The sequence below is a fragment of the Lentzea sp. NPDC058436 genome, assembly GCF_042721515.1.
In the GTDB taxonomy this organism is placed as follows: domain Bacteria; phylum Actinomycetota; class Actinomycetes; order Mycobacteriales; family Pseudonocardiaceae; genus Lentzea.
On the sequence record NZ_JBHXLF010000001.1, the window covers coordinates 1,682,958 to 1,699,440 of the forward strand.

At 71.0% G+C, this 16,483-nt stretch carries 20 protein-coding genes; 7 read left to right on the forward strand and 13 right to left on the reverse strand.

Annotated elements, in window-relative coordinates:
• The first annotated feature begins 160 nt into the window (after window positions 1-160).
• A complete protein-coding gene (locus ACFWN2_RS06885; protein ID WP_382425377.1) occupies window positions 161-991 on the forward strand; it encodes a hypothetical protein in 831 nt (276 codons plus the stop codon).
• Here the strand turns inward: ACFWN2_RS06885 and ACFWN2_RS06890 are convergent.
• Both ACFWN2_RS06890 and ACFWN2_RS06895 read right to left on the reverse strand, forming a co-directional pair.
• Window positions 988-1,833, reverse strand: coding sequence for a hypothetical protein (locus ACFWN2_RS06890; protein WP_382425378.1), 846 nt, complete (start codon window positions 1,831-1,833; stop codon window positions 988-990). The two genes, ACFWN2_RS06885 and ACFWN2_RS06890, sit on opposite strands and share 4 nt — an antisense overlap.
• Before the next feature lie 4 nt (window positions 1,834-1,837).
• Entirely contained in the window at window positions 1,838-2,230 is a 393-nt protein-coding gene (locus ACFWN2_RS06895; protein ID WP_382425380.1) for a hypothetical protein, read from the reverse strand.
• A 125-nt stretch (window positions 2,231-2,355) separates the two neighbouring features.
• Here ACFWN2_RS06895 and ACFWN2_RS06900 point away from each other — a divergent pair, with 125 nt between their 5' ends.
• A complete protein-coding gene (locus ACFWN2_RS06900; RefSeq protein WP_382425382.1) occupies window positions 2,356-3,117 on the forward strand; it encodes an NYN domain-containing protein in 762 nt (253 codons plus the stop codon).
• Between the two features lie 99 nt (window positions 3,118-3,216).
• Window positions 3,217-3,480 (forward strand): GlsB/YeaQ/YmgE family stress response membrane protein, encoded by a 264-nt coding sequence (locus ACFWN2_RS06905; protein WP_382425384.1) that lies wholly within the window; start codon window positions 3,217-3,219, stop codon window positions 3,478-3,480.
• 54 nt (window positions 3,481-3,534) lie between these two features.
• Here the strand turns inward: ACFWN2_RS06905 and ACFWN2_RS06910 are convergent, their stop codons facing one another.
• Window positions 3,535-4,620: an SGNH/GDSL hydrolase family protein gene (locus tag ACFWN2_RS06910; RefSeq protein WP_382425386.1), complete on the reverse strand. Its 1,086-nt coding sequence runs from the start codon at window positions 4,618-4,620 to the stop codon at window positions 3,535-3,537.
• 412 nt (window positions 4,621-5,032) lie between these two features.
• On the opposite strand from ACFWN2_RS06910, the gene ACFWN2_RS06915 reads away from it, so the two are divergent.
• Window positions 5,033-5,542, forward strand: a complete 510-nt coding sequence (locus ACFWN2_RS06915) for a hypothetical protein (protein WP_382425388.1) — start codon at window positions 5,033-5,035, stop codon at window positions 5,540-5,542.
• A 76-nt stretch (window positions 5,543-5,618) separates the two neighbouring features.
• On the opposite strand, the gene ACFWN2_RS06920 is transcribed toward ACFWN2_RS06915, so the two are convergent.
• From ACFWN2_RS06920 to modA, 9 genes are all read right to left on the reverse strand, one after another.
• A complete protein-coding gene (locus tag ACFWN2_RS06920) occupies window positions 5,619-6,641 on the reverse strand; it encodes an LLM class flavin-dependent oxidoreductase (RefSeq protein WP_382425390.1) in 1,023 nt (340 codons plus the stop codon).
• 46 nt (window positions 6,642-6,687) lie between these two features.
• A complete protein-coding gene (locus ACFWN2_RS06925) occupies window positions 6,688-7,461 on the reverse strand; it encodes an HD domain-containing protein (protein ID WP_382425391.1) in 774 nt (257 codons plus the stop codon).
• A 28-nt stretch (window positions 7,462-7,489) separates the two neighbouring features.
• Window positions 7,490-8,650 (reverse strand): PrsW family intramembrane metalloprotease, encoded by a 1,161-nt coding sequence (locus ACFWN2_RS06930; protein ID WP_382425392.1) that lies wholly within the window; start codon window positions 8,648-8,650, stop codon window positions 7,490-7,492.
• Complete coding sequence (locus ACFWN2_RS06935; RefSeq protein ID WP_382425394.1) at window positions 8,647-9,273, reverse strand: hypothetical protein; 627 nt, start codon at window positions 9,271-9,273, stop codon at window positions 8,647-8,649. The genes ACFWN2_RS06930 and ACFWN2_RS06935 overlap by 4 nt, the downstream gene beginning before the upstream one ends.
• A gap of 42 nt (window positions 9,274-9,315) precedes the next feature.
• A complete protein-coding gene (locus ACFWN2_RS06940; RefSeq protein ID WP_382425395.1) occupies window positions 9,316-10,404 on the reverse strand; it encodes a YeiH family protein in 1,089 nt (362 codons plus the stop codon).
• Window positions 10,404-10,535 carry a hypothetical protein gene (locus ACFWN2_RS06945; protein ID WP_382425397.1) on the reverse strand — a complete coding sequence of 44 codons (132 nt, stop codon included), beginning with the start codon at window positions 10,533-10,535 and terminating at the stop codon, window positions 10,404-10,406. The genes ACFWN2_RS06940 and ACFWN2_RS06945 overlap by 1 nt, the downstream gene beginning before the upstream one ends.
• A gap of 84 nt (window positions 10,536-10,619) precedes the next feature.
• Window positions 10,620-11,666: an ABC transporter ATP-binding protein gene (locus ACFWN2_RS06950; RefSeq protein WP_382425399.1), complete on the reverse strand. Its 1,047-nt coding sequence runs from the start codon at window positions 11,664-11,666 to the stop codon at window positions 10,620-10,622.
• On the reverse strand, window positions 11,663-12,460 hold the full coding sequence (gene modB / locus ACFWN2_RS06955) for a molybdate ABC transporter permease subunit (protein WP_382425400.1): 798 nt from the start codon (window positions 12,458-12,460) through the stop codon (window positions 11,663-11,665). Before modB ends, ACFWN2_RS06950 begins: the two co-directional genes overlap by 4 nt.
• Entirely contained in the window at window positions 12,457-13,269 is an 813-nt protein-coding gene (modA, locus tag ACFWN2_RS06960; RefSeq protein ID WP_382425402.1) for a molybdate ABC transporter substrate-binding protein, read from the reverse strand. Before modA ends, modB begins: the two co-directional genes overlap by 4 nt.
• Window positions 13,270-13,346: 77 nt before the next feature.
• Between modA and ACFWN2_RS06965 the strand changes: the two genes are divergently transcribed.
• Genes ACFWN2_RS06965 through ACFWN2_RS06975 form a run of 3 tightly spaced genes read left to right on the forward strand, consistent with a single transcriptional unit; the run spans window position 13,347 to window position 15,455 of the window.
• On the forward strand, window positions 13,347-13,844 hold the full coding sequence (locus ACFWN2_RS06965; protein WP_382425404.1) for a molybdopterin-binding protein: 498 nt from the start codon (window positions 13,347-13,349) through the stop codon (window positions 13,842-13,844).
• 39 nt (window positions 13,845-13,883) lie between these two features.
• Window positions 13,884-14,840, forward strand: a complete 957-nt coding sequence (locus tag ACFWN2_RS06970) for a threonine/serine dehydratase (protein ID WP_382425405.1) — start codon at window positions 13,884-13,886, stop codon at window positions 14,838-14,840.
• A gap of 3 nt (window positions 14,841-14,843) precedes the next feature.
• Window positions 14,844-15,455: an ankyrin repeat domain-containing protein gene (locus ACFWN2_RS06975; RefSeq protein ID WP_382425407.1), complete on the forward strand. Its 612-nt coding sequence runs from the start codon at window positions 14,844-14,846 to the stop codon at window positions 15,453-15,455.
• A gap of 112 nt (window positions 15,456-15,567) precedes the next feature.
• On the opposite strand, the gene ACFWN2_RS06980 is transcribed toward ACFWN2_RS06975, so the two are convergent.
• Entirely contained in the window at window positions 15,568-16,443 is an 876-nt protein-coding gene (locus ACFWN2_RS06980; RefSeq protein ID WP_382425408.1) for an NmrA family NAD(P)-binding protein, read from the reverse strand.
• Window positions 16,444-16,483: the final 40 nt, after the last annotated feature.

Genomic DNA, 16,483 nt, shown 5'->3' on the forward strand with positions numbered 1-16,483 from the left:
AGTGGTGTCACTCTTCTCCGAACCTAGCATGAAAGCGCTTCCCCGCCAGGTCGCGTCTCAATCGGCGGTCCCGCGAAAAGCAATCCGCGCCAACGGGTTTGAGCCGTCCGCGGCCGGGTAGTTGATCACGGGATCGTGGATCATCCGCCGGAGGCCGTTCATGTTGTTGCCCACCGCCCGTGGACCGCTGAGCGCCGGCATCATCGCCGCCCTGCTCGACGTCGGCCAGAGCCCGCCACCGCCGACGGTCGACGAGCCGGAGGGCGCGGACTTCCAGCTCGCGCTGTGGATCTCCCTCGAAGACGGCTTCGCACCGGATCGGACCCAGCACCCCGACGTCCTGCGCTGGCGGGCGGAACTGAGCCGCCACTGGATCGCGGCACTGCGTGCGACGACCACGCCCGCGGTCCGCGAGGCGGGCGGCGACACGGCATCACCCGCACGGATCGGCGACCACCTCATCAGCCTGATGAGGACGGGCCACACCGCTCTCCACTCGTTCATCGAGACCGGGGCGACCGCCGCGCAGATCCGCGAACTCCTCACCGCGAGGTCCCTGACCGCCGTCGAACGCGTCCCCACCGCCGCGATCGCCGCCCACAACACGATGCGCGTGCTGAGCCGCGCGGACACCGCCACCGCCGTCGGCCACCAGGCGGCGTCGGCCGCGCTGTCCCTGCTGTCGGAACGGAAGCTCGCCGCCGGTCTGCACCGGCTCGGACTCCCGCACACCGCACCGGAGGAGACCGCGGACCAGCGGTGGACCCGGCACCTGGCGCTGTGCCGCGACCACCTGTCGGCGAACCCGGCCAGGACGCAGGACCTCCTGCACGCCGCGGCCGCCGCCGTCGAGATGGAGGCCAGGCTGTGCCGGCACCTGCTGCGCTGCTGGACCCAGGCCACCCCCGCGCTGGAACCGCAGCGGCCGGTCGCGGTGACGGTCGTCGGCGAGCGCGTGCTGACACCGCCGACGAAGCTCGGCACTCCCTAGTCCGGCGGGAGGACCCGGTGGATCACCGGCAGCAGGACTGACCGCGGCGGGTCCCAGACGTGCCGGTCCTCGTACCGCCACGCGTAGGTCAGCGCGCCGTCGCGAACGCAGTCGAGCAGTCCGGGCGCCGAGAGCTCCCCCGCCGACCACTCGTAGAGCCGCTGCATCCTCGGCACGATCATGCCGAAGTCCACGAGCCGGGCGAACCCGTGCTCCTGCGCCAGGTAGTGCGGGACGCGGGCCCGCAGCGGGTACTCGTCCGGCAGCACGCGCGACAGCTGCAGGAAGATCCCGGTCATGCCCAGCCGCGGATCGCCGAGGAACGGCGCCAGCACCCTCAGCGGCCCCAGCGAGAACCGCGGCGCGGCCACCAGGGCGTGCGTGTAGAGCACCCGGCACAGGATGACGTTCAGGAAGAACCGCTCGGGCTCGTTCTCCGCCTCGGCGAGATCGCGGTGCTCCAGGTAGGCGGCGACCACGCTCCCGTTGTGCGCGCGGTACCAGGCACGAGCGGTCGGCTCACGCGCGAACGCCAGCCACAACCCGGCCGTGTGCGACGACGGCGGGCCACCCAGCCCGCCGCTCAACGCCACCGCCTCGCACCCGTCACGCAGGATGCGCTCGTTCACCGCACGCCACCACGGGCTGCCGGACCCCGGCCGCAGCACGCCCCGCCGCAACTGCCAGCGCATGAACGACCGCGCCGCCCGCCGGAACGGCAGGTGCCGCGGCGCCTGGCCGAACGGACCGGAGTAGCACCGCTCCATCAACGCCAGCCGTCCGGCGGGGTCGTCGCGCACGGCCGCGACCAGCTCCTCGGCCCAGGCCGCGGCCTGTGTCATCGGGCTAGAAGTGGTCGGAGCTCGTCAGTTCGTGCTCGAGGACGTCCGCCCGGCCGACCAGCAGCTGCAACGGGCGTTCGAACTCCTCCCGCACGCTCAGGTCCTCCAGCGGCGCCACGTGCTTGAGCAGCGCGACCCCGTCCACCACGGCCGCCCCGCCGACCTGCGACTCACCGGCCAGTTCGAGGAACCGCAGCAGGTCGATCTCGCCGGCGCGCCCGACCGGGGAGGACAGCTCCACCCACGCCGAACCGCCTTCGTCGGTGATGTGGTGCACGGAGACCTGCTGCGTGCGTGCGCCGTCCGTGTCGAGGCGGAAGCGGAGCCAGACGTCCGACTCCTCCAGCACCTCGTACCGCAGCCGAACATAGTTGATCACTTCGACCCAGGACGTCACGCCCGGTTCCGCCTCTCTCACGGCCTCTTTCCGACACCACCGTAATGCGCGAACAGGGCGTTCGTGTTGCTTTGGACGATCGTGTCGGACGGCGTGCCGCACGCCCGCCCCCGTACGATCCGCCCGTGGCCCCTGCCAACGACAGCGCCGTGAAGCTAGCCGTCCTCATCGACGCGGACAACGCCCAGCCCTCGATCACCGAGGCACTGCTGGCCGAGATCGCGAAGTACGGCACCGCCCACGTCAAACGCGCCTACGGCGACTGGACCGGCACCAGCCTCAAGGGCTGGAAGGACCACCTGCTGGCCCAGTCGATCCAGCCCATCCAGCAGTTCGCGTACACGACCGGCAAGAACGCGACCGACGCCGCCATGGTCATCGACGCGATGGACCTGCTCTACTCCGACCGCTTCGACGGCTTCTGCATCGTCTCCAGCGACTCCGACTTCACCCGCCTCGCCGCCCGCCTGCGCGAGTCCGGCCTCACCGTCTACGGCTTCGGCGAGCGCAAGACGCCCAAGCCGTTCGTCGCGGCGTGCGACAAGTTCGTCTACGTCGAGAACCTCGCCCACCCCGAGGCCTCGGCACCGGAGCAGGCTCCGTCCGCAGGCAAGTCCACGGTCTCCGGCGCTCAGCTCAAGGGCGACACGACGCTGGTCAACCTGCTGCGCAACGCCGTCGAGGCCGCCTCCGACGAGGACGGGTGGGCGTCGTTGTCCGCCGTCGGCAGCATCATCACCAAGCAGCGGCCCGAGTTCGACTCCCGCACCTACGGCTACTCGAAGCTCAGCGACCTGGTGACGGCCACGACGTTGTTCGAGGTCGACCGCCGGGCTCCTGGCGAGGGCAAGCAGTCGGCGGTGTACGTGCGGGACCGGCGTAGGTGATTGTTTTCGGTCAGCACTGAAGCAATAGAGATGCCTGTATGTTTGAGTCCTGGCCGATTCGGGTATGCGGAGTCAGGTCGAGAACACCAGGAGGTTGACGTGATCGGGTTCATCGTGGCCGGACTGATCATCGGCGCACTCGCCCGACTGATCAAACCCGGCAAGCAGAACCTCGGCGTCGTGGCGACGCTGCTGCTCGGGCTGGTCGGCTCCGTCATCGGCGGCACCATCGCCAACCTGCTCGGCACCGGGGACATCTTCGAGCTCAACGTGCTGGGCTTCATCATCGCCGTGATCGCTTCCGTGCTGCTGATCGGCGTCGCGGAGGGCATCGCCGGACGCAACCGGTCGAGCGCTCGGTAACCACGAACCCCAGCGGCCCCGGTCACCTGTCCGGTGACCGGGGCCGCTGTCCGTTCACCAGGCCAGCCCGAGCCCCGCGACGTAGTCGGTCAACAGACCGGAGATCAGCCGGTGGTCGCGCTGGGAGAAGTGCCAGTCGCACCCGAGCCGGTCGAGTGCGGGATCGGCGTAGTTCCAGTAGCGGACGCGGCCATCCTCCCGCGCCACCTCACGGACCGCGTCGGCGAACACCCCACTCGCCTCCGGCACGCTGACGACGATCGTCGTGCGGGGCCCGTACCGGGCTCGCAGCCCGTCCAGGAACCCGTGGTAGGCGCTCTTGTACGCCGCCACCAGGCTCTCCGGTGTCGGCCACTGCTCGCCGGGCCGCAGCGCGGTGGAGAAGTCGTTGGTGCCGAGCCCGATCACGACCAACTGGGGCCGCCACGTGCCGGGGTTCTGCCACACGTCGCCGTCGACGTTCAGCAACGCCCGTTCGTAGTAGGTGCGGTAGCTCGTGCCGGGCTCACCGCCGTTGTAGTTGCGCACCATCCCCCGGCCGGAGAACGCGTTGACCTGGTAGTCGGCGCCGAGTGCCCGTGCGGCGAGCGCGCCGAAACCGAGGTCCGCGTTGGTGTTCTGGTCGACACCACCGTTAGCGGAGCAGTCGCGCGTGGTCGACAGGTTGCCGTAGCCCGCCGTCAGCGAGTCCCCGATGAACTCGATCTGCCGCCTGCGATCGGGCGGCTTGGGCAGCACAGCCCCGACGAACCCACCGAACTCCCCCACCGCCCAAGGACTTTCGGACCGCTTCACGACCCTCACCCGGTGCTCGCCGTTGCTCAGGTTCCGCACGCGGTAGGTGATCCGGCCGGGCTTGGCCAGGGTAGCGACGGTGCGCCCGTCGATCTGCACGTCGTAGTAGCTCGCCGCGTCGTTGAGCACGACGCCGACGCCGGTGCCGCGGAACCGGCCCTCGAAGTAGACGCCGGGCCAGGAGTACTGGCCGGACTTCGTGACCCTGCCCGCGGTGTGCGCCCTGTCGAGCGGACCGGGCGCGGCCTGTGCCTGTGCCTGTGCGGCCGGGACACCGACCAGGGCGGTGAGGAGGAGGACCAGTGCCGGGCGGAGTGACCGCCCGCCGATGAGCGGTCGCGACATGGTTCGAAGCTGGCAGGGCGTACTCGCCCTCGTCAAGGTGGTGAGCCGGAAACCGTTGTGGGATCGACGAATTCGATTCGCCGGGGCGTCGAACGGCCGGTCGCCGGCAGCGCGATCAGCAGCTGTGCGGCAGGTCGACACAAGCGCCCGAGAGGACAAGCAGCCCGGTGGGAACGACTCGCGGCGTCGGCGCGCAAGGCGCTGGGGCCGACAACAGATCGACGTTCGCACATCGACCTCCGCTAACCATCGCGTCGAGCGACTCCGCACTGACGGCCCACAGGAGTCCGCACCACGACGCGCACCGGCGGAGGCCGAAGATCATGGGGATCGAGTGCCGTCGAACTTCACGGCATGCCAGGCGACATGGCATCCGACTAACGCCGCCCGCCAGCTGTGCGACAGCACGGACATGGCGACAGCGATCTTCGGCTTCGTTGGAGTGCTGCTCGGCTCGCTCACCACGTTGGTGGCGGCCATCTACAAGGAGCGCGTGACCGACCGGCGCGAGACCGCCCTTCGTGAACAGCTGCACGAGCGAGAACGTCTGAACGCGCGCAACGTCTTCCAGCGCGACAGCATTCTCGCTCTGCAGTCGGCGGTCACCGACATGATCGGCTCGGCCTACGCCGAGCTCGATCGCGTCATCGCGGTCGAGCGGGAGACGGGCACCTGGCCTGCCCGCCAGTGGGCCACGCCCACCGCCGAGGGGTGGTCTCAGGCGCTTCTGGCGCTCGAAACCGCCCGAGCGCGGGTGTTCAACGACGAACTGCGAAGGCGCGCCGACGAACTCCGAACCCGCGCCGGCGACTCCGTCTGGGCGCCCAGTCGCGCTGTGGCGGAGCAGATGAGCGAACCTCTTGAGGGTCTCCTGGGACAGTTCCACGAGGTCGTCACCAGGACGTTGCCAGACCTCTACTGACCACAAATTTCGGTTAACACTGAAGCAACAGGGACAACGAGACGCGCGGACCGACCAGGCCCGCGCGTCCCCCGGCTCACCGCCAGCCCAGCCCCGGCGCCACGTGCGTGAGGATGCTCTCCAGCACGTGCACGTTGAAGTCCACCCCGAGCTGGTTGGGCACGGTCAGCAGCACGGTGTCCGCCTCCGCGATCGCCTCGTCCCCCGCCAGCTGCTCGACCAGCACGTCGGGCTCCGCGGCGTAGGAACGGCCGAAGATCGCCTGGTTGGGACCGTCGATGAAGCCGACCTGGTCGGTGCTCTTGCCGTCGCCGCCGAAGTACATGCGGTCGAGGTCGGTGGTGAGCGCGAAGATGCTGCGCGACACCGAGACCCGCGGCTCGTGCTTCCAGCCGGCCTCGGTCCAGGCCTTGCGGAACGCCCTGATCTGGTCGGCCTGCTGCACGTGGAACGGGGCGCCGCCCTCGTCGTACTTCAGGGTCGAGCTCATCAGGTTCATGCCCTGCGCGGCGGCCCACTCGGCGGTGCCGTTGGAGGCGGCGCCCCACCAGATGCGGTCGCGCAGGCCCGGGGCGTGCGGTTCGATCCGCAGCAGGCCCGGCGGGTTCGGGAACATCGGTCGGGGTGCGGGTTCGGCGAAGCCCTTGCCCTCCAGCACCTTCAGGAACAGTTCTGTGTGCATGCGGGCCATGTCGGCCTCGGTCTGGCCTTCGGCGGGCTGGTAGCCGAAGTGCCGCCAGCCGTCGACGACCTGCTCGGGTGATCCCCTGGAGATGCCGAGCTGGAGCCTGCCGCCCGCGATGAGGTCGGCGGCGCCCGCGTCCTCGACCATGTACATCGGGTTCTCGTAGCGCATGTCGATCACGCCGGTGCCGATCTCGATGCGGTCGGTCTTCGCGCCGATCGCGGCGAGCAGCGGGAACGGGGACGCCAGCTGCCGCGCGAAGTGGTGCACGCGGAAGTAGGCGCCGTCGGCTCCCAGCTCCTCGGCGGCGACGGCCAGGTCGATCGACTGCAGCAACGTGTCGGCCGCCGACCTCGTCTGCGAGTGCGGGCTGTCCGTCCAGTGCCCGAACGACAGAAAACCGATCTTCTTCATGCCACCAAGATAGTTCAACTTTCAAGTAAACGCCGGGCGGTGTCCGTCACGTGCGGCGGAGGAGCCTGTGCGTGCGCCGGACGGCCGCCAGGCGTTCGTCTCCGTTGATCGCTAGCGCGCGCACCACCGGGTCCTCCGGGCCGCGTCGCTGGCGGATCTCGGCGAGCCTGCCCTGCACCGTCGTCGGCTGGCCGTCGGGGCCTGTGCTCATGTCGCAGTACCAGAGCGCGTCGCGCAGCCTGCCTCGCTGGTCGGCGAACTCGCCGAGGCCGTCGGCCAGTCCGACCAGGCCCGCGACGGCGGACGCGCCCGAGTGGTGCGCTACCAGGCCGCAGATGCGGTCCGAGACGCCCGCCCTGCGCAGGTAGCGGGCACCGTCGAGGGAGTGCAGGCCGGTGTCCTTCAGCTCGGAGGCGTAGCCGATGTCGTGCACCCACGCGGCGGCGACCAGCAGTTCGCGTTCGTCTTCCGGCAGGACGCGGGCCACGTGCTCGGCTCGGCGTGCCACTCCGGCCGTGTGCGCCCAACGGCGTGGCAGCTCCGCGGCGAGCAGGCGGCGCGCGGTGTTGCGGGCCCAGCTCGACAGGTGTGTCCCCGTCGTCCCGGTGACGGGGAAGGCCTTCGCCGACGCCCGCACCTCGCGGGCCACGAACAACGGCACGAACTCCTGCACTCTCGCGCCGCCGAAGCGCGCACGGGCCCGTTCGATCCACTCGTGCACGAGGCTCGGTGGCACCGCGTCGTACTCGCGGACCAGCTGGGACTCCAGCCGCCGGATCCGTTCGTCCGCCTGACTCGCAACTTCCGCCGTGGTCGTCACGCGTTCCACGGTAAGCCCTCGCAACGCCCTAGCGAACGACTCCGCGCAGCCGGAGCAGTTCGGCACGGGCGTGGACGACCTCGTTCGTCTCCAGGCCTTGCGCGCGGGCCAGTTCGCGGGCAAGATCCGCCGCCGCGTCGAGCAGATGCCGTGACCTGCTGCGACCGTGCACGAGCTTGCGGAACGCCTTGCGGTCACCGCGCAGGCCGCTCACGGCGGCGAGCAGTGCGGGATCGATCACACCGGCGTCCGCCTCCGGCTGCAGCAGCTGCCGGATCCAGACCCGTTCCTGCCGCGCGGCGTGCCGCAGGACGTAGAAGAGGGCGACGAGCTCGACCGCCGCGATCACGAACGGCAGCACGACCGCCAGCGCGCCGATCCCGCCGCTCAGACCCGTCATGTCGTCCCACGCGAAGTGGAACACCATCGCGGCCAGCATGGTCAGGACGCCGCGCGGCACGTTGCGCTCGCCCGGCGTGCGGCCGAGCACCCACATCAGGCCAGCGCAGAAGACCGCGCTGAACAGCGCGTGCGACACGATGCCGGCCGCGCCGCGGACCACGAAGATCTGCAACGACGACGCGATCTGGCTCGCGCCGAACGTCTGCGCGGCGCCGTTGTAGACGTAGAGGACGTCCTCGAAGACCTGGAAGCCCAGGCCGAGGAACGCGCCGATGATGAACCCGTCGTAGGCGCCGCGCACCAGCCTCGGGGCCAGCCCGATCAGCAGGACGAGACCGAGCGCCTTGGCGAACTCCTCGTTGATGGGCGCGGTGAGCCCGGCCGCCCAGTCCGCCGCGAACGCCGTGCCGCCGAGCTTCGTCCAGATCTCCAGCAGGGCGGTGTTGGCGGGCAGCGCGATCCAGAACGTCGCCGCGAGACCGCCCCACGCGAACGCCGCCGCCAGCAGGGACGCCGGCTGGGCGGTGTAGCGGTTCTGGTGGCGCAGCAGGAGCAGCCACGGCACGAGGTACAGGCCGAACAGCAGCACGCCGCCGGTCAGGGCCGGGCTGTAGAAGTGCGCTCCCGGACCGAAGTAGCGCAGGATCGCCAGCACGCCACCGCCCACGCCGAGCAGGTAGACCCAGAACGCCAGGTTGCGCGGCTGGACGAACCGGAACGGCTGCCCCCAGCCCGACTCCTCGATCGCGGTGAGCTGGGCGGTCTTCACCTCGGAGGTCGTGGTCATCGGGCCACCCCCGCCGTGATGCTGCGCACGAACGTCCCCACGGTGTCCTGCTGCCGCTCGAACTGGCTCGGCGCGGTGCGGACCCGTACCAGCAACGCCGGTGCCGACTCCGCGTCCGCGGCCGTCCTGGTCATCTTGAACGCGACGTCCAGGCCGTCCCCCTGCGGTGACGTGCTCGCCTGCGCGACGCCGACCAGGCCGCTCGCGGTCGTCACGGTGCCGCGCGACCCGTCGATCCCCGGTGCACCGCCCTCCGAGCGCAGCACCTGGTCGAGGAACGCGTCGGCGGATCCGCTGAACGCGACGCCCCGCAGCGAGATCGCCGCGCCGCCCGTCGTCAGCTGGACCTCGACGCTCGCCGGGGACACCGAGCCGCCGGTCAGCGCGCCGGACTCCAGCTGCCAGCCCACCGGCGGGACTGCGGTCGCGCCGTCGCCCAGATCCAGCACGTCACCCGCGCGGATCTCGTTGTGCCACGGGATGAGCGCGTTCAGCGCGGGCAGCCCGTACAGGAGCAGCAGCGCGATGACCAGAACGCTCAGGGCCGGCCTGAACGTGCGCCGGTCGAGCCCGAGGAACCTGTGCTCGACCGGCACCCATCCGTGTGGCGCTGTGTCCGTCATCCGGTGCCCTTCTCCCGCCCGGCACGCGGTGAGGGCGCCGGATCAGCCGTTGAAGTTCGCGAAGAGAATGCTCGCGAGTCCCAGGCCGACCAGCAAGTTGAACACCGCGGCGCTGGCGAAGACCCCGATCGGCCTCCACCCCGCTTCGCGCAGCGGAGCGACCCGGAACTCCAGTCCGATCGAGACGAACGCCAGGATCAGGAACAGCGTGCGCAGGTCGTTGACCGTCGTGATGACGGTCTTGTCACCACCGGACTCCAGGAAGACCGTCGCCACGATCGAGGCCAGCAGGAAGCCGAGCACGAACTTGGGGAACCGCTCCCACAGCGCCTTGCCGCTGACCTTCGCCTCACCCGTGCGCTCGACCTTGAAGGCGAAGTACGCGGTCAGCGCGACGGCGACGACACCGAGCAGCGCGTTCTGCGTCGTCTTCACGATCGTCGCGATCTGCAGCGCCTCCTCGCCGACCAGCGCGCCCGCCGCGCTCACGGCGGCGGTGGTGTCGATGTTGCCGCCGATCCACGCGCCCGCCACCGGTGCGGACAGGCCGAGCGCGTCCACGGCCAGCGGCAGCAGGAAGATCGAGGGCAGCGCGAAGATGATCACCAGGCTCGCCGTGTACGCGAGCTGTTCGCGGCGGGCCTGCACCGCGCCGGCGGCCGCAATGGCCGCGCTCACACCGCAGATCGACACCGCCGACGCCAGCAGCGCCCGCAGCTTCGCGTCGATGCCGAGCTTGCCGCCGAGCCACCAGGTGAAGCCGAAGACCAGCGTGATGAGCAGGAACGCCTGGGCGATGGCGGGACCGGCCGCCTTGACGATCACCGCGAAGTTGATCGACGCGCCGAGCAGCACCAGACCGGTCTTGATGAAGAACTCGGTGCGGAAGCCCGCGGCGAGCTTGTCCCGGAACCCGAGCCCGGTCAGCACCGCGTTGCCCAGCAACCCCAGCGCGATCGCGTAGACCGGGTACTCGATGCTCTTCGCGATGTCCCCGAGCCACGTGCCCTTGGTGAACACCGGTACGTTCTGCTCCAGGTACCGGGTCAGCGCGCCCAGCACCACGACGACGGCCACTCCGCCGACGGCCCACCAGACCTGAGATCGTTGCCGCGTCTCGACTTCCGCCATCACGGCACCAGCCAGCCGGGCAGGATCTTCGCCAGCACCAGGGTGAGCAACACCAACCCGGCTATGGTCGCCGCCCAGTCCTCGTTCAGCGCGAGCTTGCGCTCACGGCCGACACCGTCCTCCGCGCTCATGTCGCCCCTCCGTCCACTCCGTGGTGGCGGCAATGGTCGGAGCAGGAGGTGTTCAGCGGCAAGGGCTCCCGCGATGTGGAACAGTCAGGCCGGGTAGACGTGGATCTCGGTCGCCTTCACCGCCGCCCAGAGCCCGTCGCCGGGCCGCAGGCGCAGTTCGGCGAGGGTGGCCGTGGTGATGTCGGCGAGCACGCCCGGCGGTCCATCCAGGCGGACGCGGGTCGTGTGCGCGTGCTGCTCGATCGCCGCGACCGTGACGGGCCAGACGTTGCGCGGACTGCCTTCCGGCTTCTCCGCGTGCAGGCTCACCGCGTTGGGCGGGAACACGACGTGCACCGGGCCGTCGGCGGGTTCGGCGACCGTGAGGCCACCACCGCCGTCCAGGTCGACCCGCGTGCCGGATGCCTTGCCGCGGAAGAAGTTCAGGCCGACGAGGTTGGCCACGTAGTCGGTGCGCGGCTGCCGGGCGACCTCGGCGGGCGGGCCGGTCTGCACGGCACGGCCGCCTTCGAGGATCACCAGGCGGTCGGCGAGGACCATGGCGTCCAACGGGTCGTGCGTGACGAGCAGCGTGTGGCCGCCGAAGTCGGCGAGGTGGCGGCCCAGCTCCGAACGGACCTGCAGGCGCGTGCTCGCGTCCAGCGCGGCCAGTGGTTCGTCGAGCAGCAGCAGGCTCGGACCGGTCGCCAACGCCCGTGCGAGAGCGACGCGCTGCGCCTGACCTCCTGACAGGGAACGGGGTTTCGTCTGCTCGTAGCCGTCCAGCCCGACCCGGTCGAGCCAGCGCGCCGCCTCTGCACGTGCCTCGGCCTTGCGCGTGCCGCGGGACCTGAGCCCGAAGGCCACGTTCTCCAGGGCGGACATGTGCGCGAAGAGCAGGTAGTCCTGGAACACCACGCCGATCGGCCGCTTCTCGGCGGGCAGGAACGCGTCCGGACCGTCCCAGGTGGACTCACCGACGCTGATCCGCCCGGACGTCAGCGGGAGCAGGCCGGCGAGGGCGCGCAACGCGGTGGACTTGCCCGCGCCGTTCGGTCCGAGCAGGGCGACGACCTCGCCCGGCGCGATCGTCACGTCCAGGTCGAGGGAGAAGGTGCCGCGCGTGACGCGCAGTTCCGCGTTGAGGGTCATGTCGGCCCGCTGATCCACCGGTCGCGCAGACCGGCCAGCACTCCGACGGACACCAGCAGCAGCACGATGCTCAGCACGATCGCCGCGTCCGGGTCGGTCTCCAGGGCCAGGTACACCGCGAGCGGCATCGTCGTCGTCTCACCGGGGAAGTTGCCCGCGAACGTGATCGTGGCGCCGAACTCCCCCAGCGCCCGCGCCCAGCACAGCACCGCGCCCGCCACGACACCCGGCAGCACCGACGGCAGCGTCACGCGCCGGAACGTCAGCCACTTCGAGGCCCCCAGCGTCGCCGCGGCCTCCTCGTAGCGAGGGTCGGCGGCCCGCAGCGCGCCCTCGACCGAGATCACCAGGAACGGCATCGCCACGAACGCCTCCGCGATGACGACACCGGCCGTGGTGAACGGCAGCGAGATGCCGAACCACGCGTCCAGGTGCTGCCCGATCAGGCCGCGCCGCCCCAGGACCAGCAGCAGCGCGACACCGCCGACGACCGGTGGCAGCACGAGCGGCACGGTGACGAGCGCCCGCAGGAACCCCCGTCCCGGCAGCCCGGAGCGCGCCAGCAGCCAGGCCAGCGGGATGCCGAGGAACAGGCACAGCACCGTGGCGAGCGAGGCGCAGATCAACGACAGTCGCAGCGCCTCACCGACCTCGGCGCTGAGCAACGTGGTCAGCGACGTCCACGGCGTCTTGATCAGCAGCCCGGCGAGCGGGACCAGCAGGAACGCCAGCCCGATCACGGCGGGCAGGACGAGGACGGCGGGGAGCCGCCCCCGCACCCGGTTGCGCGTCACGGACCGTCGAAGCCCGCCGCGCTCAGCACCGAACGCCCCTTGTCCGACAGCACGAAGTCGACGAACGCCTTCGCCGCGGCCGCGTTCGGCGCCTTGGCGAGCTGCGCGATCGGGTAGTCGTTGACCGCCTGGGAGGCCTCGGCGAACGTGATGCCCTCGACCTTGTCCCCCGCGGCCTTGACGTCCGTCTTGTAGACCAGGGCGCCGTCGACCTCGCCGAGCGAGACCTTGGTCAGCACGGCCTTGACGTCCTGCTCCAGCGTGTCCGGCGCGGCCGTGATCTTGGCGGCCTCGAACACCTTCTTCGACGCCGCCCCGCACGGGACCTGCTCGGCGCACAGCGCGATCTTCTTGTCGGCGTTCGCGAAGTCCGCGAGCCCCGCGATCTTGCCGGGGTTGCCCTTGGGCACGGCGATCTGCAGGGAGTTCTTGACGAACGTCTTCGGCGCGTCGGTGATCGTCTTGGTGTCGGTCACCTGCTTCATGTTGGCAGGTGCGGCGCTCGCGAACACGTCGGCCGGCGCGCCCTGGTTGAGCTGCTGGGCGAGCGCCGAGCTGCCGCCGAAGTTGAACTTGACCTTCGTGCCGGGGTTCGCGGCCTCGAAGTCCTTGCCCAGCTGGGTGAACGTCTCCGTCAGCGAGGCCGCCGCGAACACCGTGACGTCACCGGTGACCTTCGGCGCCTCCGACCCGGACGCCGGCGCGCTCCCCGTCGGCTGGGCGGAGCCGCAGCCCGCCAGCACCAGTGCGGCCGAGGCGACCACGAGGACGCCTCTGGCGATTCCGGACTTGATCCGCAGATTCGGCATACTTCGATCCTAGATGCCGCTGATAGGGAGCAAAAGCACCCCTTTCCTTCCGCAGATGCGCAAGTACTCTGAAACGTGTGACGTCGTCGTTCGCAGGCATACCGGCACCGCGCACACCGCTGTCCGAGGACCAGGTCCTGGTCACCGGAGACATCAACCACGAGTGGGTCTTCCACACGTCCCACCTCGACGCGCATGCCCGCGACCCGGTCAACGTCCAGTACCGGACGACCCGCGTCCGCGAGGTCCACCAGGTGCAGGGGGTCCCGCTGCACGAGGTCCTCGGCAAGGTCAGGCTGCGCACGTCCCGGGGCAGCAAGATGGACAAGCTCAGCTTCGTCGTGGTCGCCTCCTCGGCCGACGGCTACCGCGTGCTGCTGTCGTGGGCGGAGGTCGACCCGGAGTTCGGCGCGTGCTCGGCGCTGCTCGCCACCCGCTACAACGGCAGGCTGCTGACCAGGCCCACCCTCGTCACGCCGCACGACGGGCGGGCCAGCCGGTACGTGCGGAACGTGGCCAGGCTGGAGATCACCAGGTTCGGCGCCGGCGAGCCTTCGGCGTCTCCGGGTCTCTAGCCCGCGCCTGCCACCGGACGAACGCCCTAGGGTGACGTCATGGCCGACCTGGTGACCCTCCACGACGTCCGTTCCGCGGCCGAGGTGATCGAGGGCCGGGTGCTGCGCACTCCGACCCTCCCCTCCCCCGGGCTGTCCGCGCTGCTCGGCGTCCCGACGACGGTGAAGCTGGAACTGCTGCAGCGCAGCGGTTCCTTCAAGATCCGCGGCGCGTTCGCGAAGATCCTCTCGCTGCCGGACGAGGCGAGGGCCGCGGGCGTGGTCGGGGTCAGCGGCGGCAACCACGGGATCGCGCTGGCCGACGCCGCGAACGCCCTGGGCGTGGCCGCCACGGTCGTGATGCCGTCCTCGGCACCCGCCCGATCGGTCGAACTGGCTCGCGCCGCGGGTGCGGACGTGCGGCTCACCGACAGCCTCCCGGCGGCGTTCGCGCTGATGAACGACCTGGTCGCGGCGGGCGCCACCCTCGTGCACCCGTACGACGACCCGATCGTGATCGCCGGTCAGGGCACGGCGGGCCTGGAGTTCGCGACGGACGCCCCCGACCTCACCGACGTGCTGGTGAGCATCGGTGGCGGAGGGTTCGTCGCGGGCGTGGCGACGGCGTTCCACGCGCTCGTGCCCGGCGTCCGCGTGTGGGGCGTCGAGGTCGAGGGCGCCGACGCGATGCGGCAGGCACTGGACGCGGGCGGGCCGGTGGACATCACGCCGACGTCGATCGTGTCGACCCTCTCGGCACCGCACGCGTCGCAGCTGACCTACGACCACGCGGTCGCGCTGGTCGAGGACGTCCTGGTCGTGTCCGACGCCGACGCGGTGCGGGGGTCGATCACGCTGGCCGAGACGCAGAAGGTGTGGGCGGAGCCCGCCGCCGGATGCCTCGTGGCGGCGGCGCGCACCGTGCTGGACCGGGTCGGGCCCGGTGCGCGGCTGGGCGTCCTGGTGTGCGGCGGCAACACGACCTTCGCGGACGTCGTGCGCTGGTCGGGGAACTAGGCCGTGCCGGACGACCTCCTGGCCGCGGTGGCCGCCATCCGCAGTGGTGATCTGGCCGCGTTGAGACGACTGCTGGCGGACGAGCCCGGCCTGGCGACCGCGCGGCTCACCGACGACACGGGCAACCGGCGAACCCTGTTGCACGTGCTGACGGACTGGCCCGCCCGGTGCCCGAACGGCGCGCAGACCGTGGGCGTGCTGGTGGCGGCGGGCGCTGACGTCAACGCACGGTTCGAGGGTGCGCACCGCGAGACGCCCCTGCATTGGGCCGCCAGCGCCGACGACGTCGAGGTGCTCGACGCGCTCCTCGACGCCGGCGCGGACATCAACGCCGACGGCGCGGTGATCGGCGGCGGCACTCCCCTGGCGGACGCGCGGGCGTTCGCGCAGTGGCGTGCCGCTCATCGACTCGTCGAGCGCGGCGCGGTGGTCACGCTGGTGGACGCCGCGACGCTCGGGCTGGCCGACCGGCTGGAGACCCTGCTGGCCGGCGCGCCGCAGGAGGACCTGGACCTCGCGCTGTGGGGCGCGCGCCACGGCGGTCAGCAGGGGTGCTTCGAGCGGCTGGAGGCGCTGGGCGCCGACCCGGACTGGGTGCCGCCGTGGGAGCGCTGATCAGCCGGCCACACCCGCACCAAGCCGGCGACCGGTGATCAGCCGGCCACACCCGCCCCAAGCCGGCGACCGGTGATCGGCCAGCCACTCGCACCAGGTCAACGAACGGTGATCAGCCCAGCCGCTCGCGTGCCCAGTCGGCGAAGCTCGTGAGCGGCAACCCCATCTCACGCGCGAACTCGGGCCGTCCCACCATGCCCGACTCGTTCATCCGGTCGTGCCCCGCGCCCATCTCCGGCATCCCGGCGGCGCGGGCCTGCTCCAGGGTCATGTCCGGAGCGGCCAGCTCCACGCCGAGCACGCCGGAGAGCACCTCCGCGATCTCCGCCATCGACAGGTGGTCGCTGGTCAGCTCCAGTTCGACGCGGTGCCACCTGTCCGGGTCGGCGACGGCGGCGGCCACGGCGGCGCCGATGTCCTGCACCGCGACCAGGGACAGCCGGGTGCCGGGCTTCACCATGCTCACGATGCCGCCCTCCACTCCGCGCGGGAACAGGTAGGCGAACTCCGGCAGGAGGTTGTCCATGAAGAAGCCGGGCTTGAGCAGCGTCCACCGCTCGAAACCGGCCTCGCGGACCCGGTCCTGGATCGCGGCCTTGGTGTTGAGGGAGTCGGCGCGCATCGGGTAGAGCTCGTCCACGACGTGCGGGCCTGCGCCGTCCACCGTGGTCTGGATGAACTGCGGAACGCCCTGCTGGACGGCGGCCTCGACGAGGTTGGTCGCCTGGGCCAGCTCTCCAGGGAAGTCGAAGCCGTCCCCGGTGAACTCGGCCATCTGCACCGAGAAGACCGCGGTCGCGCCCTTGGTGGCGCGCACCAGCGACTCGCGGTCGCGCAGGTCGCCGCTGACGAGCTCGACCCCCAGCGCCTTGGCCCGGTCCGACTCCGGGTCGCGGACCAGCGCCCGCACGGGCACACCCGCCGCGGTCAGGGCGCGGACGGCCGCGCCTCCCTGCTTGCCGGTAGCTCCGGTGACGAGCACGGACATGGCTCTCCTCCACTGCGAACGTCAAAACGGCGGGGCCCGC

Excerpts from the sequence above, each read along its gene's own strand:
- ACFWN2_RS06885 (WP_382425377.1), top strand. The coding sequence starts at position 161 with ATGTTGTTGCCCACCGCCCGTGGACCGCTGAGCGCCGGCATCATCGCC.
- ACFWN2_RS06890 (WP_382425378.1), bottom strand. The coding sequence starts at position 1,833 with ATGACACAGGCCGCGGCCTGGGCCGAGGAGCTGGTCGCGGCCGTGCGC.
- ACFWN2_RS06910 (WP_382425386.1), bottom strand. The coding sequence starts at position 4,620 with ATGTCGCGACCGCTCATCGGCGGGCGGTCACTCCGCCCGGCACTGGTC.
- ACFWN2_RS06915 (WP_382425388.1), top strand. The coding sequence starts at position 5,033 with ATGGCGACAGCGATCTTCGGCTTCGTTGGAGTGCTGCTCGGCTCGCTC.
- ACFWN2_RS06920 (WP_382425390.1), bottom strand. The coding sequence starts at position 6,641 with ATGAAGAAGATCGGTTTTCTGTCGTTCGGGCACTGGACGGACAGCCCG.
- ACFWN2_RS06930 (WP_382425392.1), bottom strand. The coding sequence starts at position 8,650 with ATGACCACGACCTCCGAGGTGAAGACCGCCCAGCTCACCGCGATCGAG.
- ACFWN2_RS06935 (WP_382425394.1), bottom strand. The coding sequence starts at position 9,273 with ATGACGGACACAGCGCCACACGGATGGGTGCCGGTCGAGCACAGGTTC.
- ACFWN2_RS06940 (WP_382425395.1), bottom strand. The coding sequence starts at position 10,404 with ATGGCGGAAGTCGAGACGCGGCAACGATCTCAGGTCTGGTGGGCCGTC.
- ACFWN2_RS06945 (WP_382425397.1), bottom strand. The coding sequence starts at position 10,535 with ATGAGCGCGGAGGACGGTGTCGGCCGTGAGCGCAAGCTCGCGCTGAAC.
- ACFWN2_RS06950 (WP_382425399.1), bottom strand. The coding sequence starts at position 11,666 with ATGACCCTCAACGCGGAACTGCGCGTCACGCGCGGCACCTTCTCCCTC.
- modA (WP_382425402.1), bottom strand. The coding sequence starts at position 13,269 with ATGCCGAATCTGCGGATCAAGTCCGGAATCGCCAGAGGCGTCCTCGTG.
- ACFWN2_RS06970 (WP_382425405.1), top strand. The coding sequence starts at position 13,884 with ATGGCCGACCTGGTGACCCTCCACGACGTCCGTTCCGCGGCCGAGGTG.
- ACFWN2_RS06980 (WP_382425408.1), bottom strand. The coding sequence starts at position 16,443 with ATGTCCGTGCTCGTCACCGGAGCTACCGGCAAGCAGGGAGGCGCGGCC.